Source organism: Corynebacterium sp. 335C (assembly GCF_053525695.1).
Genome location: NZ_JASTTB010000001.1, coordinates 857,186 through 880,545, shown reverse-complemented (window position 1 = coordinate 880,545; position 23,360 = coordinate 857,186). Strand labels below are relative to the sequence as shown.

17 protein-coding genes and 2 tRNA genes are annotated in these 23,360 nt (G+C 73.7%); 9 read left to right on the top strand and 10 right to left on the bottom strand.

Annotated elements, in window-relative coordinates; translation table 11 throughout:
- The first annotated feature begins 94 nt into the window (after positions 1 to 94).
- A complete protein-coding gene (locus QQS41_RS03695; protein ID WP_448851329.1) occupies positions 95 to 1,480 on the top strand; it encodes a glycoside hydrolase family 1 protein in 1,386 nt (461 codons plus the stop codon).
- A gap of 227 nt (positions 1,481 to 1,707) precedes the next feature.
- Positions 1,708 to 2,982 carry an MFS transporter gene (locus tag QQS41_RS03690; protein WP_448851328.1) on the top strand — a complete coding sequence of 425 codons (1,275 nt, stop codon included), beginning with the start codon at positions 1,708 to 1,710 and terminating at the stop codon, positions 2,980 to 2,982.
- A 78-nt stretch (positions 2,983 to 3,060) separates the two neighbouring features.
- Here the strand turns inward: QQS41_RS03690 and QQS41_RS03685 are convergent.
- Positions 3,061 to 3,132 (bottom strand) — tRNA-Gly (locus QQS41_RS03685).
- A gap of 231 nt (positions 3,133 to 3,363) precedes the next feature.
- Here QQS41_RS03685 and QQS41_RS03680 point away from each other — a divergent pair.
- The 4 genes from QQS41_RS03680 (at position 3,364) to QQS41_RS03665 (ending at position 6,425) form a co-directional block, all read left to right on the top strand.
- A tRNA-Pro gene (locus QQS41_RS03680) sits at positions 3,364 to 3,440 on the top strand.
- Positions 3,441 to 3,511: 71 nt separating this feature from the next.
- Entirely contained in the window at positions 3,512 to 4,873 is a 1,362-nt protein-coding gene (gene tig / locus QQS41_RS03675) for a trigger factor (protein ID WP_448851327.1), read from the top strand.
- Between the two features lie 306 nt (positions 4,874 to 5,179).
- The gene (locus QQS41_RS03670; protein ID WP_448851326.1) at positions 5,180 to 5,752 is read left to right on the top strand and encodes an ATP-dependent Clp protease proteolytic subunit; all 573 of its coding nucleotides are present in this window, start codon (positions 5,180 to 5,182) and stop codon (positions 5,750 to 5,752) included.
- Between the two features lie 40 nt (positions 5,753 to 5,792).
- Entirely contained in the window at positions 5,793 to 6,425 is a 633-nt protein-coding gene (locus QQS41_RS03665; protein ID WP_448851963.1) for an ATP-dependent Clp protease proteolytic subunit, read from the top strand.
- A 638-nt stretch (positions 6,426 to 7,063) separates the two neighbouring features.
- On the opposite strand, the gene QQS41_RS03660 is transcribed toward QQS41_RS03665, so the two are convergent.
- The 7 genes from QQS41_RS03660 to benA all read right to left on the bottom strand — a co-directional run bounded on the left by QQS41_RS03660 (position 7,064) and on the right by benA (position 18,112).
- Positions 7,064 to 8,587: a sodium:solute symporter family transporter gene (locus QQS41_RS03660; protein WP_448851325.1), complete on the bottom strand. Its 1,524-nt coding sequence runs from the start codon at positions 8,585 to 8,587 to the stop codon at positions 7,064 to 7,066.
- Positions 8,588 to 8,914: 327 nt separating this feature from the next.
- Positions 8,915 to 9,850, bottom strand: coding sequence for a hypothetical protein (locus QQS41_RS03655; protein WP_448851324.1), 936 nt, complete (start codon positions 9,848 to 9,850; stop codon positions 8,915 to 8,917).
- Positions 9,851 to 10,183: 333 nt separating this feature from the next.
- A complete protein-coding gene (locus QQS41_RS03650; protein ID WP_448851323.1) occupies positions 10,184 to 13,126 on the bottom strand; it encodes a helix-turn-helix transcriptional regulator in 2,943 nt (980 codons plus the stop codon).
- 116 nt (positions 13,127 to 13,242) lie between these two features.
- Complete coding sequence (locus tag QQS41_RS03645; RefSeq protein WP_448851322.1) at positions 13,243 to 14,073, bottom strand: 1,6-dihydroxycyclohexa-2,4-diene-1-carboxylate dehydrogenase; 831 nt, start codon at positions 14,071 to 14,073, stop codon at positions 13,243 to 13,245.
- Positions 14,073 to 15,677 carry a benzoate 1,2-dioxygenase electron transfer component BenC gene (benC, locus tag QQS41_RS03640; protein ID WP_448851321.1) on the bottom strand — a complete coding sequence of 535 codons (1,605 nt, stop codon included), beginning with the start codon at positions 15,675 to 15,677 and terminating at the stop codon, positions 14,073 to 14,075. Before benC ends, QQS41_RS03645 begins: the two co-directional genes overlap by 1 nt.
- Before the next feature lie 171 nt (positions 15,678 to 15,848).
- A complete protein-coding gene (gene benB / locus QQS41_RS03635; RefSeq protein ID WP_448851320.1) occupies positions 15,849 to 16,346 on the bottom strand; it encodes a benzoate 1,2-dioxygenase small subunit in 498 nt (165 codons plus the stop codon).
- A gap of 287 nt (positions 16,347 to 16,633) precedes the next feature.
- Positions 16,634 to 18,112, bottom strand: coding sequence for a benzoate 1,2-dioxygenase large subunit (gene benA, locus QQS41_RS03630; protein WP_448851319.1), 1,479 nt, complete (start codon positions 18,110 to 18,112; stop codon positions 16,634 to 16,636).
- A gap of 523 nt (positions 18,113 to 18,635) precedes the next feature.
- Between benA and catA the strand changes: the two genes are divergently transcribed.
- The 3 genes from catA to catC all read left to right on the top strand — a co-directional run bounded on the left by catA (position 18,636) and on the right by catC (position 21,021).
- Positions 18,636 to 19,505: a catechol 1,2-dioxygenase gene (catA, locus tag QQS41_RS03625; RefSeq protein WP_448851318.1), complete on the top strand. Its 870-nt coding sequence runs from the start codon at positions 18,636 to 18,638 to the stop codon at positions 19,503 to 19,505.
- Positions 19,506 to 19,574: 69 nt separating this feature from the next.
- Positions 19,575 to 20,696: a muconate/chloromuconate family cycloisomerase gene (locus QQS41_RS03620; protein WP_448851317.1), complete on the top strand. Its 1,122-nt coding sequence runs from the start codon at positions 19,575 to 19,577 to the stop codon at positions 20,694 to 20,696.
- Between the two features lie 43 nt (positions 20,697 to 20,739).
- Positions 20,740 to 21,021, top strand: a complete 282-nt coding sequence (gene catC / locus QQS41_RS03615; protein WP_448851316.1) for a muconolactone Delta-isomerase — start codon at positions 20,740 to 20,742, stop codon at positions 21,019 to 21,021.
- A 128-nt stretch (positions 21,022 to 21,149) separates the two neighbouring features.
- On the opposite strand, the gene QQS41_RS03610 is transcribed toward catC, so the two are convergent.
- The gene (locus QQS41_RS03610; RefSeq protein ID WP_448851315.1) at positions 21,150 to 22,487 is read right to left on the bottom strand and encodes a benzoate/H(+) symporter BenE family transporter; all 1,338 of its coding nucleotides are present in this window, start codon (positions 22,485 to 22,487) and stop codon (positions 21,150 to 21,152) included.
- A gap of 4 nt (positions 22,488 to 22,491) precedes the next feature.
- Positions 22,492 to 23,256: a 3-oxoadipate enol-lactonase gene (gene pcaD / locus QQS41_RS03605; protein WP_448851314.1), complete on the bottom strand. Its 765-nt coding sequence runs from the start codon at positions 23,254 to 23,256 to the stop codon at positions 22,492 to 22,494.
- Positions 23,257 to 23,360: the final 104 nt, after the last annotated feature.

Here is a 23,360-nt window from a genome sequence, read left to right as displayed (position 1 = left end):
GGAACGTGCGCGCCCGCCCCGTTGTTCCCGGCACCGCGTCCGGGCCGCCGGAAATCCCCGTCGTAAGGCAATGAAAACATTTACCCTCCAACACATGACGGAGAACATCCCCGGCGGGACGCCCGCCATGAGCCCGCCGCCGGAGGCCCCGGCCGGCGACGTCGACCTGTCCGGCCTGGTCATCGGCACCGCCTCCGCGGCGGTGCAGATCGAGGGCGGCGACCGGAACAACGACTGGTGGGAGTGGGCCCGCGTGCCCGGGCACGTCAAGGACGGCACCACCCCGGAGCGCGCCGCCGACCACTGGAGGCGGTGGCGGGAGGACAACGAGCTGATGCAGTCGCTCGGCCTGCGCGCCGCCCGCCTCGGCGTCGAATGGTCGCGCATCGAGCCGCGCCCCGGCGAGATCGACCACGCGGTCATCGACCGCTACCGCGAGGAGATCGGGGACCTGCGCGACCGCGGCATCGAGCCGCTGGTGACGCTGCACCACTTCACCAACCCCCTGTGGCTCGCCCGCCGCGGCGGGTTCACGTCGGAGGAGGCGGTGGGGCGGTTCGACCGGTTCGCGAGGACCGTCGTCACGCAGCTCGGCGACCTGGTCACCGACTGGGTGACGGTCAACGAGCCGAACGTCTACGCCACCCAGGCGCACCTGTTCCGCCAGGGCCCGCCCGGCGACCGCAACTGGGGCTCCGCGATGCGGGTGCTGCGCCACATGGCGATGGCCCACGTCCGCGGCTACGAGCTCATCCACGAGATCCAGGGCGACGCCGCCCGCGTCGGCTTCGCCCACCACGCCCGCGTCTTCGCGCCGCGCAACCCTCGCAACCCGCTGCACCGGATGGCGGCGTCGACGTCGCGGCACATGTTCCAGGACATCATCGCGGAGGCGTGCCTGCGCGGCCGGTTCCACCCGCTGCTCGGCGGCAACCGCGGCACGCGCATCTCCAGGGGGCGGTACTACGACTACCTGGGGCTGAACTACTACTCCCGGTCCGCCGTCGACAAGCTCGACGACGGCACCTTCCCCGACGCCCCCGTCAACGACCTCGGCTGGGAGGTCCACCCGGCCGGGCTGGTGCAGTGCGCCCGCGAGCTCGTCGACCGCTACGACGCCCCGGTCTGGGTGACGGAGAACGGCACCTGCGACAACGGCCTGCCCGGCGGCGGCCCGGGCGACGAGCGGTTCCGCTGCCGCTTCATCCTGGAGCACCTGTCGGCCATCGCCGCCTCCGGCCTGCCCATCGAGCGCTGGTACCACTGGTGCTTCACCGACAACTGGGAGTGGGACCTCGGCGAGGAGCCCCGCTTCGGCCTGGTGCACCTGGACTACGAGACGCAGGAGCGCACCCCGAAGCCGTCGGCCGCGATGATCCGGGAGATCCTCGCCGCCGGGCGCATCACCCCGGACATCCACGCCCGGTACGCCGCCGGGCAGCGCTACCCGCTGGCGCCTGCCGACGGGGAGGGGTCGTGACGGGCGGCGGCGCGCGGACGGCACGGGGCGGGCCTGGCGCGCCGGGCGGCGCGGGCGCGGGCGCGGCGGCGGGCACGGCAGCGGCGGCGGGCACGGGAGCGGCCGCCGGCGCGCCGGTCCACGCGACGGACGCCCCGGGCGCGGCCCCCGCCTCGGGCGCCGACCGCTTCACCGCCGACCCCGCCGGCCGCCGCCCGGTCCGCGGCGGGTGGATCGCGTCGTTCGGCGTGTTGTACCTGTTCCAGAACCTCGCGTGGGCGGCGCCGTCCCAGCTGCTGCTGGCGCAGCAGATCCTGGCGTGGCACCCGGGGGAGAAGGAGCAGCGGCTGGCCCTGCTCATGGCCGTCGGCGGCGTCGCCTCCCTCATCGGCCACCCGCTGGCCGGCTGGCTGTCGGATCGCACCGGCGGGCGCTTCGGCCGGCGCGCCCCGTGGGTGCTGGTCGGCGCGCTGCTGGCCGCCGCGGCGCTGCTGGCGCTCGGCGCCGCGCCGGGCTTCGGCGCGCTCGTCGCCGGCTGGGCGGTGTTCCAGCTGGTCATCGCCGCGTCCATCAACGCGGCGCAGGCCATTCCGCCGGACACGGTGCCCGACCGCCAGTACGGCACGGTCTCCGGCGTGATGGGCCTGACGTACACGCTGGGCGTGGTGCTGGGCACGGCCGTCGCGACGCTGCTGGGCATCGGCGCCGCCTACGCCGCCACCGCGGCGCTGCTGGTCGCCGGCGTCGTGCAGTTCCTCGCGATGCACCCCGACGTCACCGCCGTCCGCGACGCCCGCGCCGCGCGTGACGACGCCCCCTCCGCCGCCCCCGCCCCGGACGCCCCGGCGGGGACGGCGGGGGACCCGGCGGTCGGCGCCGCCGGGACCGCCGGGCCGGACGCCGCGGACGCCGCCGGCACCCGGGCCGCCCGCGAGCGCGCCGCGGCCGCCGGCGTCGGCGCCTACCACGACTACTGGTGGGTGTTCGCCGCCCGCTTCCTGGTCACCGCCGGCAACTACGTCGCGCTGTTCTACCTCTTCTACTACCTGCGCGACCGCATCGGCGTCCCCGACCCCGACGGCGGGGTCCTGCTGCTGACCGGCGTGTATGCGCTGTGCGTCGTGGTCACGGCGATGGTGTCGGGCCGTGCGTCGGACCGCTCCGGCAACCGCCGCGCCTACGTCGCCCTGTCGTCGGCCGGCGTCGCCGCGGCCTGCGTGCTCATGGCCTTCGCGACGTCCTTCGCCGTCGTCGTCGGCGCCGCCGTGCTCCTCGGCCTGTCGTGGGGCGTCTACATGGCGGTCGAACAGGCGCTCATCAACGAGGTGCTGCCCGACGCCGACAAGCGCGGCCGCGACGTCGGCGTCATGAACCTCGCCGTCGCCGGGCCGAACGCGCTGGCCCCGGTCCTCGCCGCGGCGTCGCTGGCGTGGCTCGGCGGCTACCCCGGCCTGTACGTCTTCTCGGCGGTCATCACCGCCGTCGGCGCCGTCATCATCCGCCGGGTGCGCACGGTGCCGTAGCCGCCGCGCGGGGACCGTCGTCACGCAACAAGAAGCCGGCCCGGCGCGGAACCAATCCGCGCCGGGCCGGCGAAGCGGAGGGGACGACGGGAATCGAACCCGCGTCTTCAGCTTGGAAGGCTGAGGTATTAGCCACTATACGACGTCCCCGGAGGTCATCCCGCCGCGCGCGGCCGCGGGAAAACGTGGGGACACCCTAGCGCAGGCGGCGCCCCCGCGCGAAATCGGCGCCTCCGGGCGGGTGCGTCCGCGGGGTCCCCGCGGCGCCCCTCCGGCACCCTCCGCAGCCTGTGGTGCACCCGCCGCGACCGGCGGAAACGGGCGAATCGCCGGGGTGATGCGACCCCGCCGGAAGGCGGCCACGTAGACTACGGCGGGTCACGGGGTATGGCGCAGCTTGGTAGCGCACTCGCTTTGGGAGCGAGGGGCCGTGGGTTCAAATCCCGCTACCCCGACCAGCAGCACGGGCACTCCCGTGGTCTGTGAACTGATACGAACCTCTCACAACGAACCTAGGAGTGTTAGGCACATGAAGAGCTCCGTCGAGCAGCTGAACGAGACGAAGGCCAAGATCACCGTCGAGGTGCCCTTCGACGAGCTGAAGCCCGAGTTCGACCGCGCCTACAAGGCGCTGGCCCAGCAGATCAACATCCCCGGCTTCCGCAAGGGCAAGGTCCCGGCCAAGGTCCTCGAGGCCCGCATCGGCCGCGGCCCGATCCTGGAGCAGGTCGTCAACGACATGATCCCGACCCGCTACGAGGAGGCCGTCAACGAGCACGACCTCAAGCCGATCGGCCAGCCCGAGGTCGACATCACCAAGCTCTCCGAGGAGGAGGGCCTCGTCGAGTTCACCGTCGACGTCGAGGTCCGCCCCGAGATCGAGCTGCCGGACTTCTCGGACATCGCCGTCGAGGTCGACCCGCTGGCCGCCGACGACGAGGCCGTCGAGGCCGAGCTGAAGAACCTCCTCGCCCGCTTCGGCACCCTCACCGGCGTCGAGCGCGCCGTCGAGGACGGCGACTTCATCTCCATCGACCTCTCCGCCACCGTCGACGGCGAGGAGCTCGAGGAGGCCTCCACCGAGGGCCTGTCCTACGAGGTCGGCTCCGGCGACCTGGTCGACGGCCTCGACGACGCCGTCAAGGGCCTGTCCGCCGGCGAGTCCAAGGAGTTCACCACCACCCTCGTCGCCGGCGAGCACGAGGGCGAGGACGCCCAGGTCACCGTCACCGTCCAGTCCGTCAAGGTCCGCGAGCTGCCGGAGGCCGACGACGAGTTCGCCCAGATGGCGTCCGAGTTCGACACCATCGAGGAGCTGCGCGAGGACCTGGCCAAGAAGGTCGAGGCCACCAAGAAGGGCGAGCAGGCCCAGCAGATCCGCGACAAGGTCCTCGCCGAGGCGCTGGAGAAGACCTCCGTGCCGCTGCCGGAGGGCGTCGTCAAGGAGCAGGTCGACGGCCAGCTGCAGCAGCTGCTCGCCCAGTTCGGCGGCGACGAGAAGGTCCTCAACACCATGCTCGAGGCGCAGGGCACCACCCGCGAGGAGTTCGACAAGGACTCCCGCACCTCCGCCGAGGACGCCGTCCGCACCCAGCTGTTCCTCGACGCGCTGGCCGAGAAGGTCCAGCCGGAGGTCTCCCAGCAGGAGCTGACCGACCACATCCTGTTCACCGCCCAGTCCTACGGCATGGACCCGAACCAGTTCATCCAGCAGCTGCAGCAGTCCGGCCAGCTGGGCAACCTGTTCTCCGACGTCCGCCGCGGCAAGGCCCTGGCCGTCTCCATCCTGGAGACCTCCGCCAAGGACACCGACGGCAACGAGATCGACCTCAAGGACTACTTCGACATGTCCGAGGCCGAGGGCGACGACGAGGCCAAGGACGCCGAGTAGCGTCCGCCGGCGGCGCGGGGCCGCGCGGGGACCGTCGTCAGGCAACGCACGCATCGCACCGCGATGCGCGTGATGCGTGACGACGGGGACCTCCCGCGGCGCGCCGCGCACCGCACGCCGACGCTGACAGCGATCACGGGGCCGCACCGGAACATCCGGGCGGCCCCCTTCGTTACCCTGTGAGACGAGCGCGGCCGGTCCGGCCGCCCGCCCCGGCCCCGCCGCAGGCCATGCCCCGGCCGCCGGCCGGAGGGCGCGGGCGCCGGCCGGCCCCCATGGACGTCAGATGGAAGGAATCACCACCCGATGAGCGACAAGACCCCCACGTCGACCGACTCGGTGTTCGACAAGCTGCTGAAGGAGCGCATCGTCTGGCTCGGCGACCAGGTCGACGACGACATCGCCAACCGCCTCTGCGCCCAGATGCTGCTGCTGGCGGCCGAGGACCCGACGCGCGACATCGCCCTGTACATCAACTCCCCGGGCGGCTCCGTCACCGCCGGCATGGCCATCTACGACACCATGAAGTTCGTGCCGTGCGACGTCGCGACCTACGGCATGGGCCTGGCCGCCTCGATGGGCCAGTTCCTCCTCTCCGCCGGCGCGAAGGGCAAGCGCTACGCCCTGCCGCACGCCCGCATCATGATGCACCAGCCGTCCGCCGGCATCGGCGGCACCGCCTCCGACATCACCATCCAGGCGGAGCAGTTCGCGCTGACGAAGAAGGAGATGGCCGAGCTCATAGCCGAGCACACCGGCCAGCCCCTCGAGCGCATCGAGGAGGACTCCGACCGCGACCGCTGGTTCACCGCCCAGCAGGCCAAGGAGTACGGCTTCGTCGACCACGTCGTCAGCTCCCTGAAGGACACGGCCGAGTAGGCCGGGAAGGGAAGACGCCGTGCACGACAACCGAACCAACATGGAGATGACCACCAACATGCAGATGCCGCAGTCGCGCTACGTCCTGCCGTCCTTCACCGAGCAGTCCAGCTTCGGCGTGAAGGAGTCCAACCCGTACAACAAGCTGTTCGAGGAGCGCATCATCTTCCTCGGATCGCAGGTCGACGACACCGCGGCGAACGACATTATGGCGCAGCTCCTGGTCCTCGAGGGCCTCGACCCCGACCGGGACATCACGATGTACATCAACTCCCCGGGCGGCTCCTTCACCTCCCTGATGGCCATCTACGACACCATGCAGTACGTCCGCCCCGACGTGCAGACCGTGTGCCTGGGCCAGGCCGCCTCCGCGGCCGCCGTGCTACTCGCCGCCGGCGCCCCCGGCAAGCGCGCCGCGCTGCCGAACGCCCGCGTCCTCATCCACCAGCCCGCCACCCAGGGCGTCCAGGGCCAGGTCTCCGACCTGGAGATCCAGGCCCGCGAGATCGAGCGCATGCGCTCCCTCATGGAGGAGACGCTGGCCCGCCACACCGGCCAGACCGCCGAGCAGGTCCGCATCGACACGGACCGCGACAAGATCCTGACGGCCGAGGAGGCCAAGGAGTACGGAATCATTGACCAGGTCTTCGAGTACCGCAAGCTGAACGGCTAGCCCGTTCCGCGAGCCCCGCATTCGAGGCGCGACGACGGCGGCCCCGGGTTATCCCCGGGGCCGTCGTCGCGTGTCCGGGGCCGTTGCCCGACCGGCGGCGGCGTCGGAGCCCGGAACCTCCTCGTCGCCGGGCCGCCGGGCGTCGCAACCGGGTCGTTTCGACCCACATGCGAACGGCCCGCACACGGTCAGACCCACTTCCGGCCATTTCGACCCTGTTCAAACTGGGTCGGAATGGCTAAAAGTGGGTCTGGCTCCAGCGGAGGACGCGCGGAACCGGGTCTGAACGACGCCGTTGCGGTGGGGAAGCGGCGTCGGCGCCCCGCGTCCCGCCGCCGCCGAACCCGGACGTACTTCGCCGGGGCGGCCGGATGAAGTTGGACGTACGGTGCCTGGGAGGCCGGGAGAAGCTGGACGTACTTTGCCTCGGGCGCTGCCGAACCTGGACGTAGATAGCCCGACCTGGACCTACTTACAAGTACGTCCAAGTCGGGCTATCTACGTCCGGGTTGGCGCCGGGGTGGGGCTATCTACGCCCGGGTTGGAGAAGGGGAGGGGCCAACTACGTCCAGGTCACGGTCGGGACTGCCGGGCCCGCCCCGGAGCGGCAACGGCGCCCCGCTTTCCGTCACCGCCGGCTACGTGCGCGCAGCCTCCGCCGAGTCGGCGCCCGTAGCGCCCGAGCCCGCGCCCGCGCCGGCAACGTCCTCCGTGCCCGCCTGGTCCGCCGCGATCTCCTCGGCGGTCGGCATGAGCGGCCCGGCGGTCGACTTCGGGCCGACGAGGCCGACGACGACGAACACGATGCCCGACGCCGCCAGCGACCAGTACAGCGGCTCGTAGGCGAGGATGTCGCCGTAGATGACCGTCGTCACGGCGAGCGCGACGATGCCGGCCGCCATCGACGCGATGGCCGCCACGGCGGACGGGCGGCGCCAGATGATGCCGCCGAGCACCGGGAAGAGCATGCCGCACACGAGCACGTTGTAGGTCAGGGTGAGGGCGGTCACGACGTCGTCAAGCACGAGCGAGGGCGCGGCGGCGAGCACGCCGATGATGACGACCAGCACGCGCATCGTCCCGTCGATGGGCGCGCGGCCGCCGCCGTGCAGCCTGAAGCGCGGGGAGATGGTCGGGAGGATGTCCTCGCGCAGGACGGTCGCGGTGGCGATGAGGCCGCCGGAGGTCGTCGACATCATCGCGGCGACGGCGCCGGACAGCGCGAGGCCGGCCAGGCCCTGCGGCAGCAGCTCGCCGACGGCGATGGCGAACACGGCGTCGCGGTTCTCGATGCCCGGCCACTTCACGGCGGCGGCCATGCCGATGAACGTCGCGACGACGCCGAACAGCAGCACGTACATCGCGGACGCGAAGCCGCCCCAGCGGGCGACGGCGGGGGTGCGGGCCGTCGCCACGCGCTGCCAGATGTCCTGGCCCAGCAGCAGGCCGAGGGTGTAGATGACGAACGTGCCGGCGATGGACGCGAAGCCCACGGAGGTCGGGTCGAGGAACTCGCCGCCGAGGCGGTCGAGCGCCGCGACGGACCCGCCGGTCAGGGACACGGGGCCGAGCAGCACGAAGAACGCCAGCGTCATGACGGTGAACTGCACGACGTCGGTGAGGGTGATGGACCACATGCCGCCGAGCAGCGAGTAGATGATGACGACGGCGGCGCCGATGCCGATCGCCGGCAGCCGCCCGATGTCGAACACGACGGACAGGACGGAGCCGTACGCCAGCGTCGACGTGGTGGTGATGAGCAGCGTGTAGGCGACCATCACCCACGCGGAGGTGCGGGCGGTGACGTGGCCGTAGCGGCGTTCGACCAGCTCGGGGAGGGTGTAGACGCGCGAGCGGCGGATGATGCCGGCGAAGAACAGCGACAGCAGGGCGACGCCTGCGGCGATGGCGGTGATCATCCAAACGCCGCCGGCGCCGAGGCTGTAGCCCAGGCCGACGCCGCCGACGGTGGCGGCGCCGCCGAGGATGACGGCCGACATGGTGGAGGTGTACATGACGGGCCCGAGGCGCCGTCCCGCGACGATGTAGGCGTCGCGGTGGCGGGCCCGGTAGCGGGCCCACGCGCCGATGCCGATCATCAGCAGGAGGTAGGCGATGAGCACCGCCGCGTCGAAGGCGGTGAATTCGGGGGATGGCGTCACGGTGTTTCTCCAGGGTCGGCGGCGCGGCCGCGCGTGCGGGACCGGGAAAGGGTACCGCGCCGGGATGTCCGGAAAGTAACCTCCCCATAAGTGAATCGCCGGGTCGCCGCCGGTGGTGCGCTGTGCGACGGCGCCTGCCCGCCGCGGGTGCGGCGGGGGGCGTGCGGGGTGCGGGTGCGCGGCCTGCGCCGGGCGTCGCCGTGCGTGACGACGTACGCCGCCGGCGGCCATGGCGGCCGCTGGCGGCGGGGGAAGGGGGGACGTGGCGCTGGGGAGCGCCGGGGCGTGGCGGGAGCGCCGGGGCGTGGCGCCGGCGCGCGGCCGGGGTCAGCCGACCTGGACGGAGCCGATCGTCGGCTGGACCGTGCAGGAGTTGCCGTTGCCGGCGTAGCTGACGGTGCCGTAGATGACGGCGACGACGGCGCCCTCGCCGGTCTCGACCAGCTTGGAGGTCTGGGAGTTGATGCCCAGTCCCAGGACGGAGTCGTCGAGCTTCGCGGAGCCGCCCTTTCGCTCGGTCAGGTTGAACCACATGACGGTGACGTCGGTGCCGTCGACGACGGGGGCGAGTCGGATGTCGCGGGTGAACAGGTGGTAGAAGGCGTGGCCGGAGGGGATGTACGGGGCGGCGAGGTTGCCGTTGCCGAAGATGGGGCCGGCGCCGTAGTTCGGGCCGGGCTGGACGGTGGCCTTCGCGGTGGTGGCAAGCGAGCCTTCGACACCGCAGGACGGCACGAGGGCGGGGAGCCAGAAGTCCTTCTTCTCGGTGACGTCGTCGCGGTAGGCGACGGGCTCGTCCTCCTCGCCGTCGGCGTCGAGCCACGGGGCGCGGCCGCCGTCGGACTCGTCGTCCGCGTCGTCGTCTGAGGAGCCGAAGTCCGCCAGCGGGGCGGTGCGGGCGCCGTCCTCCACGTCCTCGCCGGCCTTGTCGGAGGGGCGGCCGTCGCGGTCGATTTCGCCGGACTCGATGCGGCGGATGGACTCGACGAGGTCGGCGAGGGCGGCCTCGGCGCCGGGGTCGCCCGCGGCGATGAGGTCGCGCAGCTCGTCGAGCGCGTCGGCGGCGATCGAGCCCTCCGGCAGGTCGGCCGGCAGGCCGTCGGTCAGGTCGCCCGGCGGCCCGGCGGAGCCGGGCAGAGTGACGGAGCCGGCGGGGGAGTCGGCGGCGGGCTCGGCCGACGCGGCGGGCGCGAACGCGAGACCGGTGGCGAGGACGGCGGCGGTGGCCAGCAGCGCCGCGGTGCGGCGGGTACGCGAGAACATCGGTGGTTCCTCCGGCGGGGACGGGCCGCCCGGGAGCGGCCCCGCGTCGTCCGCGCAGCCGGCGCGTCGGGCGTGGTCGCGGCCCGGAAACGGCCGACGGTGTTGTCGGGAAACATGTTACTCCCGTGACTTATGTGACGGCAATTAATTCACGGGGGCAATGGGGCTGCTGTGGTGTGGTGGTGGACCGGTGCCGAGGGAAGGGGGGGGGGACGACGTCCGGTCGCCGCCTCGCCGGCGGCAGGCCGGGCGGGGGCGCCCGGCGGATCCGTCGGCCGGCCGCCGGATCGGGGCGTCGTCACGCGAACACGCTGAACCACCTGCGGCGCGCGGCTACGCGCGCGACGCCTCCCGCAGCGCCCGCGCCAGCTCCCCGCGCGACCGGATGCGCAGCTTCCGGTACACGCGGGTGAGGTGGTACTCGACGGTCTTGGGGGAGAGGAACAGCTCGCCGGCGACCTCCCGGTTCGTGGCGCCCTCGGCGACCAGCGCGGCGATCTCCTCCTCCTGCGGCGTCAGCCCCCCGGAGCCGACGTCGCGGGTGCCCAGGCCGCCCGCGCGGCGCTCCTGGTTGCAGCGCTCCACGAAGCGCGTCGCGCCCATCGCCGCGAAGACCTCCCCGGCGCGGGCGAACATGTCGTCCGCCAGGCGGCGCCGGCCGAGGCGGCGCAGCAGCTGCCCGTACTCGAAGAGGATGCGCGACCGGTACGCCGGCATCGGCAGCGCGGAGATGGCGTCGACCGCGTCGTCCAGCATCGCGATGCCGCCCTCCACGTCGCCGTCGTGCAGCAGCAGATGCGCCCGCGGCACCGCGAGCTTCGCCTCCGCCGACGCCACCCCCGCGCCCGAACGCCGCGCCGCGTCCAGCCGATCCGCCGCACGGTCGACGGCCTCCCGGGCGTCGTCGACGCGCCCCGCCCGCAGCAGCTGCTGCGCGTACACGTCGTCCCACGGCCAGAACCCCGCGTGCCCGAAGTCGTGGACCCGCTGGTAGGCGTCCAGCTCGTCGCCCGCCCGCGTCGCCGCCGCCGGGTCGCCGGCCAGCGCCGCGATGAGCATCCGCGCCATCGCCGACGGGATCCGCTGGATCGCGAACGCGTCCGGCGCCGGCGCCAGCCGCGCCACGTACGACGCCGCCAGCGCCATGTCGCCCCGGTACGCCGCGATCGTGGCCGCCGTCCACAGCAGCAGCGGCTCCAGCATCCGGATGCCGAACCGGTCCGCCCGCGCCAGGCCCCGCTCCGCCACCGAGGCGGCGGCGTCCCAGTCGCCCATCACGAAGTGCGACCGTGCCAGCCACGCGTCCTGCCACAGGGCGATGCGCTCCGAGCCCTCGTCCTGCGTGCGGCGGCGCAGCAGCTGCCGCGCCCGGATCGGGTCGTCGTTGACCAGCGCCAGCCAGCCCAGCGCCATGTGCCGCCGCTGCGCCTGCAGAGGCCGCTCGCCCGGCACGGGCACGTCCTCCGGCACCCCGCCCGCCAGCGCCGACCGGCCGATGACGGCGATGGCCTCCGCCTCCAGGTGCTCGGCGCTGCCCGGCTCCGACCAGGCGCGCGCCCGGTCCGCCCACGTGACGACGCCCTCCGGATCCCAGTCCGCCAGCGCCAGCAGCACCCGGCGCGCCGCCGCGCGGGCGGCGAGGGGGCCGGGGGAGGAGGACGCGGCCGGCCCGGCGCCCGGCCCGGCGCCCGGCTCCGGAGACGCCCGCCCGATGAGCAGCTCCGCATCCGTGCGCCGGCCCTCGTGCAGCGCCAGGTAGCCCAGCACCAGGTCGCGGTGCGGGTCCCCGCCGCCCGACGGCAGCGGCGGCAGCGCCCGGGCGTGCAGCCGGGCCTCCGGGATGTCGGCGGCGGCGATGAGCACGTCGATGGCGTCGAGCCGCCGCGCGTCGCCCTCCGCGCCGTCGCCCGACAGCGCCGCCGCGAGGCGGTGCTGCTCCGCCGCGCCGCGCCACCGGCCGGCGTCGCCGAGCGCCCGGCCCTCCTCCGACAGGCGCCGGGCCAGGGCGTCGTCCGGGCCGTCGGCCGCCCGGGCCTCGTGCGCCAGGGCGGCGGAGCCGTCGCCGGCGGCGCGGAACCACGCCGCGGCGCCGAGGTGCAGCCGGGCGCGCTCGCCCGGCGGCGTCGTCGCCCGCAGCACCGCCCGGTCGGACGGGCCCGCCGGCTCCAGGCGCAGCGAGCCGTCGCCGGACAGCGTCCGCAGGAAGCCGAGGTCCACGGCGGCGTCGATGGCGGCGCCGACGTCCGCGCCGGGCGAGCCCCCATCGGCGGCGTTCCCGCCGGCCGCGCCGCCGTCGTCCAGCAGCGACCGCACCAGCCGCACGTCGGCGGGCTCGTCGAACGTCGCGACCGCCCGCAGCACCGCGCCGACGCCCTCCGGCGCCTCCGCCAGCCGCGCCTGCATCGCCGCGATCCAGCCGCGCGGCACCGGAATCCCCGGATTGCGGCGCCGCCAGTGGTCGCCCGGCACCGACTCGAGGATCTCCCGCACCTGCCCCGGCCGCCCGCCCGACAGGTCGCGCAGCCGCTCCGCCGCCGTGGCGTCGAGCCGCGCGCCGACCGTCGCCAGCGCCAGCGCCCGCGTCTCCGCGACGTCCAGCGGGGAGAGCGTGACGACGTCATCCGCCGACGTCCGCAGGAGCCGCCCCGCGCGGTCGGCCGCCGCGGCGGGGGCGGACGGCGCCGCCGGGGCGTCCGCGGCCGCGGGATCCGCCGGGGTCGCGGAGTCTGACGGGTCGTCGTCGACGGCCGCCGGCTCCGCCAGGTCGCCGCCGTCCGAGCACGCCGCGATGACGGCCAGCCGCCCGCGCGTGCAGCCGCGGACGACGTCGATGAGCGCCCGCAGGGACTCCGCGTCGCCGAAGTGGGCGTCGTCCACCGCAATCGCCGTCGCCGCGCCGGCCACGTCGACCGCCGCCGCCAGCGCCGCCGCCCTCCCCGCGACGTCCTCCCCGAACGCGGCGGGGGAGGGGGCGGGGCGGGGGGCGTCGTCACGCGCATCCGCGGAATCCGCGGCGGCCCCGACCGCCGCGACCACCCGGGCCAGCAGTGACCCCGCATCCCCCGCGTGCCACGGCAGCGCCGTCACGTGGACGCCCGACCAGCCGGGCAGGGCCTCCAGCGCATCGCGCAGCACGCTGCTGCGGCCCGCGCCCGGCGGCCCCGCGACGACCAGCAGCCGCGCCCCGCCCGGGCGGACGGCGCGGACGGAGGCGGCGAGCTCGGCCGCGACGGGGCGGGTGAACGTGCGCGCGGGACGGCGGGAGGGAGAGGACATGGGCCGTGATGTTAATCGGCGGAAACAATTAGCGGGCCGGAATGAACGCGGAAGCGGCGCCCGGCCGGCCCCTCCCGGGGACCCGCCGGACGCCGCGGCCCCGCGCCTGTCCGCGCCTACCCCTGGTCGCCGCCGGCGACCGGCAGCACCGAGCCCGTCACGTACGACGCCTCCTCCGACGCGAGGAAGCAGATCGGCGCCGCCTGCTCGTCGAGCGTGCCGTAGCGGCCCATCTCCGTCGACGCGACCGTCTGATCGACGATCGCCCGGTACCACGCCTCCTCGCGCTCGCCGTCGGGGCCGGGGCCGCGCGGCACCCGCCGCTCCGGCGCCAGCGTCCCGCCCGGGGCGGTGCCGACGACGCGGACGTTGTGCGCCGCCGCCTCCTTCGCCAGCGCGGAGACGACGCCGTTGACGCCGCCCTTCGCCGCCGCGTACGGCACGCGGTTCACGCCGCGGGTGGCGACGGACGACACGTTGACGATCGTCCCGCCGCCGCCGGCGATGAGCACCGGCAGCGCCGCCCGGCACATCCACAGGGTGGGGAAGAGGCTGCGGCGGATCTCCTTCTCGATCTCGTCGCCCGCGTAGTGCTCGTACGGCTTCGCCCAGATGGTGCCGCCGACGTTGTTGATGACGATGTCGACCGACGGCAGCACCCGGTCGGCCTCCGCCATCGCGTGCTCGGCGCCGTCGAGGGTCTCCAGGTCCGCGGTGACGGCGTGGACGCCGCCGCGGCCTGCGCCGGACAGCGTCTCCGCGACCTCGTGGACCAGCTCCGACCGGTCGACCAGCAGGAGGTGGCCGTCCTCGTGGGCGATGCGCTGGGCGACGGCCAGGCCGATGCCCTGCGCCGCGCCCGTGACGACGACGCCCTGGCCGAAGAACCGCTCCGGGGTGACGTGGCGGGGCCGGTCGCCCACGCCCGCTCCGACGGGGGCGCCCATCAGCCGGCCATCCGATCGCCGTCGCGCGCGGACCCGTCGTCGCGCGCGGACTCGATGGCCGCGTGCATCGTCGCGATCGCGTGCTCGGCGTGATCCCGCAGCAGCGTCCGCGCCCGCTCCCGGTCGCCGGCGGCGACGGCGTCGACGATGGCGAGGTGCTCGGCGGCGATGTCGCCGTGGATCCACTCCGCGTCGGACAGCTCCGCGTGCATCACGTCGGCGATGGGCAGGCCCCGGTAGGCGGCCAGCAGCGCGGGGTTGCCGGTGCGGGTGAACAGGAACTCGTGGAACGCGTCGTTGGCGCCGACGAAGCCCTCCGCGGAGACGATGCGCTCGCCGTCGAGGTGCTCGTTGACCGCGGTCGCGAGACGGCGGTACTCCTCCAGGACCGCGTCGGACAGGCGTCCGAGGGTGAGCTCGAGGGCGCCGAGCTCCAGCGCCATGCGCGCCTCGAACTGGGAGGTCGAGTCGGCCTTGGCGGAGTGGACCTCGCCGGTCTCCACGCCGGGGGCGGAGATGACGACCTCGGCGCGGGCGTCGTCGCCGTCGCCGGCGGAGGCGCTGGCCACGGACATCGTCGGCTGGCCCGAGGCGGCCGCCGCCGAGGTGAACTTCTCGTAGTAGAAGTTCTCCGGCGGGGCGTCGAGGCCCGACAGGTGCGTGCGCACCGCCTCCACCATCGGCGGCGGGCCGCACAGGTACACGTCGCATTCGCCGTCGTGCAGGTCGGCGGGGTCGATGTGCTCCGTCACGTAGCCCTTGCGAGGGTGGTCCGACTCCGGGTCGGAGACGACCGTGGCGTAGTCGAAGTCCGGCAGCCTGTCCTTGTACGCGTCGAGCTTGTCCAGCTCCACCAGGTCGTGGTCGAAGGAGGCGCCGTAGAGCAGGCGCACCGGCACGTCGAGCAGCTCGTCGTTCGCGAGCTTCTCCAGGATGGACAGGATGGGCGCCAGCCCCGTGCCGCCGGCGAGCAGCAGCAGCGGCACGACCGGCTCGCGGAGGAAGAACGAGCCCATCGGCCCGGTCATCGCCAGCTCGTCGCCGACCTGCGCGCGCTCCTCCAGGTAGGTGGTCATGAGGCCGCCGCGGGTGAGCTTCACCAGGAACGTGACGACGTCGTCCGCCGGCCCCGACGAGAACGAGTACGACCGCGTCTGGTCCGTGCCCGGCACGGTGATGTTCATGTACTGGCCCGGCAGGTACGCCAGCGCGGAGCGGTCCTCCAGCTCCACGGAGAACCCGACGGTGGACTCGGAGTGGCGGGTGATGTCGACGATGGTGCCGCGCAGCGTCGCCGCGCCGGTCTTCGCCAGCTCCGACGTCGTCGCGATCTGCAGCACCAGGTCCGACCGCGGCGTCATCTGGCACGGCAGGCAGTAGCCGTCGGCGGCCTCGTCGTCGGACAGGGCGTCCTCGATGTAGTCGCCGTCGTCGTAGTCGCCGGATTCGCAGAACGCCTTGCACGTTCCGCAGGCGCCGTCGCGGCAGTCGAAGGGGATGTTGATGCGGGCCTGGTAGGCGGCGTCGGCGACGGTCTGGTCGTCGTCGCAGTCGATGAAGCGGGTGATGCCGTCCTCGAAGGCCAGGGCGATCTGGTGGGTCATGGGTGCCTCCTCGGCAGGGTCGGGGTCGTCCGGGGCTGGTGGGGCGGGGCCGGGCCGGGCGCGGCCGGGCGCGTGCGTGCACGGCGGGCGCCGCGGGGCCGGGCCGGGTGCGTCGCGGGAGCCGCGTCCGGCACTGCGCGGCAGGTGCCGCGCGGTCGGCTCCGCCGCAGGTCACACGTGGTAGATGTCCACGATGTGGTGGATGTAGTCGTTCTTCAGGACGATCTTCTTCTTCGTGATCCGCGGCTCGTCGCCCGCGACGTCGAGCGTCACGAAGGTGGTGCCGAAGTACGTGTCGGTCGTGTTGTAGCGGTAGTAGAAGGTGATCCAGTTGAACCGGACGTCGACCTCGCCGTCGCGGCGTTCGATCACCTCGACGTCGGTGATGTTGTGGCCGGTGCGCGGCTCCGGCAGGGAGGTGGCGGACGACCGCTCGGTGCGGATGCGGAAGACGCGGTCCTCCAGGCCGCCGCGGTTGGGGTAGTAGATGAGCGAGATCTCGGACTGCGGGTCCTCGGTCAGCTCGCCGTTGTCGTCCCAGGCGGGCATCCAGTACTCCGCGTCCTCGCGGTAGCACTGCAGCCAGTCCTCGAACCGGCGGTCGTCGAGGAGGCGCGCCTCGCGGTAGAGGAAGTCCTCGATCTCGGTGCGGGTGATGTCGTTGCTCATGGGGTGGGGCTCCGTTTCCGGTGGCTGGGGTGGGGCTGGGGCTGGTGCGCCGGCGCGGGGCCGGCGGGTGCGGTGCGTTGCGACGCCCGGTGCGCGCGGTGCGCGCGCCCGCGCCGGGTCCGCGGGTGGTCGCGGCCGCGTCGCGTGACGACGTGCCGGGCGGCGGCGCGGGCGCCGCGCGGTCGGCGTCGCCGCGCGCGCCGGGCGTGGACCCGGGTGGGGCGCTGGGGTTCGGCTGCCGCGGCGGCGCGGCGGCCGTCGTCAGGCGATGCGGCGGACGCGGGGCGTCAGCGGCGGCGGCGACGGCGACGGGTCGGGGCGTCGGCCTTCGCCGCGGCCTTCGCCTCCGCGCGGACGCGGGCGATGTTGCTGGTCGCCGCGGCGGAGGCGGCGTCGTCGGCGGCGGCCTTGTCGACGGCGCGCTCCTTCTCCAGGGCGTCCTCCATGCGGCTCATCCAGTAGCCGTGCTGGATGGGGTAGAGGCCCTCGTCCTCCGTGCGGGCGCCGGAGGACAGGACGCCGTCCATGCCCAGGTCGCGGGCGACCTCGTCGGGGCCCTCCACCTGGTGGCCGAGGCCGCGGGTCATGTCGTTCCAGGGGAACGCGCTGGCCTGGTAGGTCTTCTGGCAGGAGCGGAACTCCTCCAGGTCGTCCGGGGTGGCCATGCCGGTGGCGTTGAAGAAGTCCTCGTACTGGCGGATGCGGTTCGCGCGGTCCTCCGCCGACTCGCCCTTCGGGGCGATGCAGTAGATGGTCACCTCCGTCTTGTCGACGTCGATGGGGCGCAGGTGCCGGATCTGCGAGGAGAACTGGTCCATCAGGTAGACGTTCGGGTACAGGCACAGGTTGCGGGACGCGCCGACCATGAACTCGCCCTTCTTCTCGCCGAAGGTCTCCTTCAGCTCCTCCTTCCGGGAGAACAGCGGGCGGTCCTGCGGGTTGCCCCACCACATCCACAGCAGCATGTGGCCGTGCGGGAAGGAGTGGTAGCCGCCGCCCTGCTTGCCCCACGTGCCGGCGTCCATCGCGCGGGTCTCGTTCGTGGACTCGCCGGTGCCGCGGCGGCTCGTCGTCGCGGCGTAGTTCCAGTGGGTGGAGGAGACGTGGTAGCCGTCGGCGCCGTTCTCCGCCTGCAGCTTCCAGTTGCCGTCGAAGGTGTAGGTCGACGAGCCGCGGAGGACCTCCAGGCCCTCCGGGGACTGGTCGACCAGCATGTCGATGACCGTCGTCGCGTCGCCCAGGTGGCCCTCCAGCGGGACGACGTCCGGGTTGAGGGAGCCGAAGAGGAAGCCGCGGTACGACTCGAACCGGGGCACGCGGCGCAGGTCGTGAGAGCCGTCGACGTTGAAGTTCTCCGGGTAGGCGCCGTCCTTCTCGTCCTTGACCTTCAGCAGGCTGCCGTCGTTGGAGAATGTCCAGCCGTGGAACGGGCAGGTCAGCGTCGTGCGGTTGTCGGTCTTGCGGCGGCACAGCATCGCGCCGCGGTGCGAGCACGCGTTGATGAGGCAGTTGAGCTCGCCGCGCTTGTCGCGGGTGATGACCACCGGCTGGCGGCCGATGTAGGTGGTGAAGTAGTCGCCGACCTCCGGGACCTGCGACTCGTGGGCGAGGTAGATCCAGTTGCCCTCGAAGATGTGCTTCATCTCGAGCTCGAAGATCTCGGGGTCGGTGAAGATGCGGCGGTTGACGCGGACGACGCCGTCCTCGGGGCGGTCCTCGAGGGCGCGGTCCAGGGTCGTGCGGATCTCGTCGACGGGGGTGCTCATGGGTGTGCTCCTGCATGGAGTGGGTGGGGCTGGGTACGTGGCCGGGGGTGGCGGGCCCGGGGCCGCGGGCTCCGCCGTCCGGTGCGCCACCGGCGTCCGGGCCGTCGCCGCCGCGGGCGGCGGGGCGGGGCCGTGGGGGCGCGGGCGCATCTCCGGCACGGGGTTGATTGTGCCGGGAAATGAACCGCGTCACACCAGGGTGATTCCCGGGGTTGGCCCGGGGGTCGGTGTTCATGTTTTGCACGGATAATGACTTGCGGTGCCGTGAACTGCGGAAATGTCGATAAATGCATGCGTGCAGAAATTCATGTTCTGCTTCCATGTGCTTTTGGCTGATTGACTGCCCATGTGCGTTGGGCCACAGTGATGGTCATCCGGTCAACGGGGCCGCCAGTCCCGCCCCGTCGGATGAGTCGCAGCACCGCCGGTGCCGCCGGCCCCGCCCCCGCCCCTCGGGGGAGGGGGGCGCGGGCCGCGCGCCGCGGACGCAGCCATCACCCGAAACCCACATGAGGAGACGACGATGACGACCGTCGAGCAGCATGACGTCAACCCCACCGCCCACGGCTCCGGCAACGCCGCCACCGACAAGTTCAAGAAGGTGGAGGTCAGCTCCGACACCTCGAAGGAGCGCGCCAAGGCCATCTACCAGGACCTGCTCTCCGCCATCGGCGAGGTCGCCGAGCGCCACCAGGTCACCTACGACGAGTACCGCGTCCTCAAGCACTGGATGATCGAGGTCGGCGAGTACGGCGAGTGGCCGCTGTGGCTCGACGTCTTCGTCGAGCACGAGATCGAGAAGATCAACTACTCCCGCCGCGGCTACACCGGCACGAAGGGCTCCATCGAGGGCCCGTACTATGTCGAGAAGGCCCCGGCCCTGGAGTCCGTGTGCACCATGCCGATGCGCGAGAAGGACAAGGCCGCCAAGCCCCTGCTGTTCAAGGGCCAGGTCACCGACGTCGACGGCAACGGCATCCCGAACGCCACCCTGGAGCTGTGGCACGCCGACGAGGACGGCTACTACTCCCAGTTCGCCCCGGGCATCCCGGAGTGGAACCTCCGCGGCACGATCATCGCCGACGAGGAGGGCCGCTACGAGATCACGACCCTGCAGCCGTCCCCGTACCAGATCCCGGCCGACGGCCCGACCGGCTGGTTCATCGAGTCCTACGGCGGCCACCCGTGGCGCCCGGCCCACCTGCACCTGAAGGTCACGGCCCCGGGCTACCGCCTCATCACCACCCAGCTGTACTTCAAGGACGGCCGCTGGCTGGGCGACGACGTCGCCTCCGCCGTCAAGCCCGAGCTCATCCTCGACCCGCAGGACGACGGCACCGGCCGCAACGTCGTCGAGTACGGCTTCAAGCTGGACAAGCGCTCCGACATCTAGCCCGCGTCCGCCGCACCGACTGCGGCGGGACCGACCCCCGGCGCGGCACCGCCCCACCTGGAGGAGACCATGACCGACCTGACCATCGCGCGCGTCGACACCTGCATCCTCGACGTGCCGCTCATCCGCCCCCACGGCTTCGCGACGACGACGGCGACCGCCCAGCCCATCCTGCTGGTCACCGTCGTCACGGAGGACGGCGTCGCCGGCCACGGCGAGGGCGTCGTCCCCGGCGGCCCGTGGTGGGGAGGGGAGTCAGTCGAGACGATGAAGGCCATCGTCGACGGCTACCTCGCCCCCGTCATGACGGGCCGCCGCCTCGACGAGCTCGCCGGCATCCTGCGCGACTTCGAGCGCGTCGTCGCCAACGCCCGCTTCGCGAAGGCGGCGTGCGACGTCGCCATGCACGACGCGTGGGCCCGCGCCCTCGGCGTCCCGGTGCGCGACCTGCTCGGCGGCGCCGTCCGCGACTCCGTCGAATGCACCTGGGCCCTCGGCGTCCTGCCGCTGGACCAGGCCGTCGCGGAGATCGGGGAGCGCATCGAGTCCCACGGCCACCGCAGCTTCAAGCTGAAGATGGGCGCGGGCGACCCCGCCGAGGACGTCCGCCGCGTCGCGGAGCTGGCCCGCGAGGTCGGCGACCGCGTCTCCCTGCGCATCGACGTCAACGCCCGCTGGGACCGCATCACCGCGCTGCGCCACCTGCCGGCGCTGGCCGACGCGGGCGTCGAGCTGTTCGAGCAGCCCACCCCGGCCCACGACCTCGCCACGCTGCGCGAGATCACGCGCCGCACCGGCGTGCCCGTCATGGCCGACGAGTCCGTGTGCTCCCCGGCCGACGCCCTCGCCGTCGTCCGCGAGGAGGCCGCCGACGTCATCGCCCTGAAGACCACGAAGCTCGGCGGCCTGCGCGAGTCCCTGAAGACCGCCGCCATCGCCGAGACCGCGGGCCTCGCCTGCCACGGCGCCACGAGCCTCGAGGGGCCCATCGGCACCGCCGCGTCGCTGCACTTCGCGTGCGCGTCGACCGCGGTGTCCTTCGGCTCCGAGCTGTTCGGCCCGATGCTGCTGCGCGAGTCCTACGTCACGGAGGACATCCGCTACGCAGACGGCCTCGCCCACCTGCCCGAAGGTCCGGGCCTCGGCGTCGACCCCGACTGGGACGCGGTCGAGTCGTTCACCCGCCGCTGACCCGACCCCGCCCCGACCCGCACGATCACGAAGGAGAACCCCCATGGCCCTCTTCCACGTCCGCATGGACGTCCGCATCCCCGCCGACCTCGACCCGGACGTCAAGGCCGACACCATCGCCCGCGAGAAGGCGTACTCCCAGGAGCTGCAGCGCGCCGGCACGTGGGTGAGCATCTGGCGCATCGCCGGCGAGTACTCCAACTACTCCATCTTCGACTGCGCCGACGCCGACGAGCTCCACGACATCCTGTGGAACCTCCCGCTGTTCCAGTACATGGACTGCACCGTCACGGCGCTGGCGAAGCACCCCTCCGACATCCACTGACGCGGCGAAGGCCACCGGCGCGGGGTGCGCGGGGCGCGGCCGGGTCCGCGCCCGCGCACCGCTTCACGCGTGACGACGGGGCCCGCCCCGGGGGCGATCTCCCCGGGGCGGGCCCCGTCGTCACGCGATCACGTGCGATCCCGGTCCAGGACCGCGGCCGCGGCGACGCCCGCGACCAGCCCCCAGAACGGCGCGGTGATGCCCAGCGGCGCGATGCCGCTGACGGTGACCAGCAGGCAGACCAGCGCTCCGGTGGGGCGGTCGCCGCCGAACGCGGCGAGGAACGCGCCCCGCAGCGGGGCGAGCATGGCGACGCCGGCGAGGGCCGCGATGAACGCCGCCGGCATGGCGAGCACCGCGCCGGTGAACGCCGGGGCGACGAGGTCGACGCCGACGGCGCCGGCGCCGCACAGCATCGCCGCGGCGTAGTGGCCCTCCCGCCGCCCGCCGGAGACGAATAGCGCGTTCGTCGGCCCGGTCAGGCAGGTGGGGGAGGAGCCGAGGGCGGCCAGCGGCAGCGTCCACAGGCCGGACGCGGCGGCGGCGACGTTGACGGGCGGGTGGTGGCCGGCGGCGCGGAGCACCGCGGTGCCCTGCCCGTTCTGCACGACGATGACGGTGATGGCCAGCGGCACGACCAGCTCCACCATCGCGTCCCAGGAGAACGCGGGGGCGGTGAGGACGGGCGCGGCGATGATGCCGTCGTCCAGCGCACCGGGCGCCATCCGCCCGGCGGCGAGGACGACCAGGGTGCCGGCGACGGCGGCGGCCGCGACCGGCGGCGCCCACCGGCCCGCGGCGGGCACGGCGGTGAGGGCGGCGAAGACGGCGACCATCGGCACGGCGACCAGGGGGTCGTCGACGACGGCGCCGACCATGTCCAGCCCGAAGCGGAGGAACAGACCGGCGACCATCGCCATGACGACCCCCGGCGGCAGCGCCCCCATCGCCCGCGCCACCAGGCCGGAGCAGCCGAGCGCCAGCACCAGTGCGCCGGTGGCGAGGTAGGCGCCGACGACCTCCGCGAGGCTCAGGTGCGCCAGCGCGTCTCCGGCGAGGACGGTGCCCGGGATGGTCCAGAAGAACGCCAGCGGGGTGCGGTACCACCAGCTCAGCAGGATGGTCAGCAGCCCGTTGCCCAGGAAGATGCCGAAGATCCACGACGACGTCTCCTGCGCCGGCAGGTTCCCCTGCGCCGCCGCGGCGAGGACCACGGCGATGGGGCCGGAGGCGGAGAACAGCAGCGCGACCGCGGCGTTGCCGGCGGCCTGAGCGTCGAGGTCGGCCGCCACCTCGCGCAGCGTCGGGCGGCGGTGGCGCGGCCGCTCGAGGGTGGGGAGGAACCCGCCGGGGCTGCGGCGGGTGCGGTGGCTGCGGCGGGTGCGGGGCGCGGAGCCGGCGGGCGGGCCGGCCGCGCCGGGCGAAGCGGGCGCATCAGGCGAGTCGGGTGAGGCGGTGCCCGTCATGGGCTCACCCCGCGGCGCCGAGCACGTGTCCGCGCAGGAGGCCGGTGACCTCGCCGGCGCGCTCGATGGTCGGCAGGTGCCCGGCCGGGGTGAGCACCGCGGCGCGGCCGTCGGCGACGCCGTCGGCGATGACGCGCAGCGTCTCCGGCGGGGAGGCGGGGTCGTCGGCGCCGGCGATGGTGAGCACGGGGACGGTGATCTCCGGCAGGCGGGCGGTGAAGTCCCAGTCGGCGAGGGCCTCGCAGCAGGCGGCGTAGCCCTCGCCCGGGGTGGCGGCGATCATGGCGCGGTAGTGCGCGGTCGTCGCGGGGCGCTCCTCGAGGAAGGACGGGGAGAACCAGCGCTCGACGATGGCGTCGGCGAGCGCCCCGGTGCCCTCGCGGCGGGCGACGGCGGCGCGGTCGTGCCAGCCCTGCGCGGGGCCGAAGTCGGCGGCGGTGCACAGCAGCGCGGCCGATTGGACGCGGTCCGACTCGGCGGCGAGCAGCTGGGCGATGCAGCCGCCGAGGCTGAGGCCGGCGACGTGGAATCGGCCCACGCCGAGGCCGTCGAGGGTCTCCAGCACGTCGGCGGCGAGGTCCGCCATGGTGGCGGGCCCCTCGACGACGGGCGAGGTGCCGTGGCCGCGGTGGTCCAGCGCGATGACGCGGAAGTCGTGCGACAGCGCGTCGAGCTGCGGCAGCCACATGTCGGTGGTCGAGCCGAGCGAGCCGAGGAGGACGAGCGTCTCCCCGCCCTCGCCGTGGATGCGGTGGTGCAGGACGGTCATGGTTGCTCCTGTTTCCGGTGGTTTCTGTTGTCGTTGCTTTGCGACGGCCCCCGCCGCGGCCGCGTCGGCGGCGCCGCGGCGGGGTCCGGTCCGTTCGTTCCGGC

What these genes read in the sequence shown, in the direction of transcription:
- QQS41_RS03695 (WP_448851329.1), top strand. Translation starts at nt 95, where the DNA reads ATGACGGAGAACATCCCCGGCGGGACGCCCGCCATGAGCCCGCCGCCG.
- tig (WP_448851327.1), top strand. Translation starts at nt 3,512, where the DNA reads ATGAAGAGCTCCGTCGAGCAGCTGAACGAGACGAAGGCCAAGATCACC.
- QQS41_RS03670 (WP_448851326.1), top strand. Translation starts at nt 5,180, where the DNA reads ATGAGCGACAAGACCCCCACGTCGACCGACTCGGTGTTCGACAAGCTG.
- QQS41_RS03665 (WP_448851963.1), top strand. Translation starts at nt 5,793, where the DNA reads ATGGAGATGACCACCAACATGCAGATGCCGCAGTCGCGCTACGTCCTG.
- QQS41_RS03655 (WP_448851324.1), bottom strand. Translation starts at nt 9,850, where the DNA reads ATGTTCTCGCGTACCCGCCGCACCGCGGCGCTGCTGGCCACCGCCGCC.
- QQS41_RS03650 (WP_448851323.1), bottom strand. Translation starts at nt 13,126, where the DNA reads ATGTCCTCTCCCTCCCGCCGTCCCGCGCGCACGTTCACCCGCCCCGTC.
- QQS41_RS03645 (WP_448851322.1), bottom strand. Translation starts at nt 14,073, where the DNA reads ATGGGCGCCCCCGTCGGAGCGGGCGTGGGCGACCGGCCCCGCCACGTC.
- benC (WP_448851321.1), bottom strand. Translation starts at nt 15,677, where the DNA reads ATGACCCACCAGATCGCCCTGGCCTTCGAGGACGGCATCACCCGCTTC.
- benB (WP_448851320.1), bottom strand. Translation starts at nt 16,346, where the DNA reads ATGAGCAACGACATCACCCGCACCGAGATCGAGGACTTCCTCTACCGC.
- benA (WP_448851319.1), bottom strand. Translation starts at nt 18,112, where the DNA reads ATGAGCACCCCCGTCGACGAGATCCGCACGACCCTGGACCGCGCCCTC.
- catA (WP_448851318.1), top strand. Translation starts at nt 18,636, where the DNA reads ATGACGACCGTCGAGCAGCATGACGTCAACCCCACCGCCCACGGCTCC.
- QQS41_RS03620 (WP_448851317.1), top strand. Translation starts at nt 19,575, where the DNA reads ATGACCGACCTGACCATCGCGCGCGTCGACACCTGCATCCTCGACGTG.
- catC (WP_448851316.1), top strand. Translation starts at nt 20,740, where the DNA reads ATGGCCCTCTTCCACGTCCGCATGGACGTCCGCATCCCCGCCGACCTC.
- QQS41_RS03610 (WP_448851315.1), bottom strand. Translation starts at nt 22,487, where the DNA reads ATGACGGGCACCGCCTCACCCGACTCGCCTGATGCGCCCGCTTCGCCC.
- pcaD (WP_448851314.1), bottom strand. Translation starts at nt 23,256, where the DNA reads ATGACCGTCCTGCACCACCGCATCCACGGCGAGGGCGGGGAGACGCTC.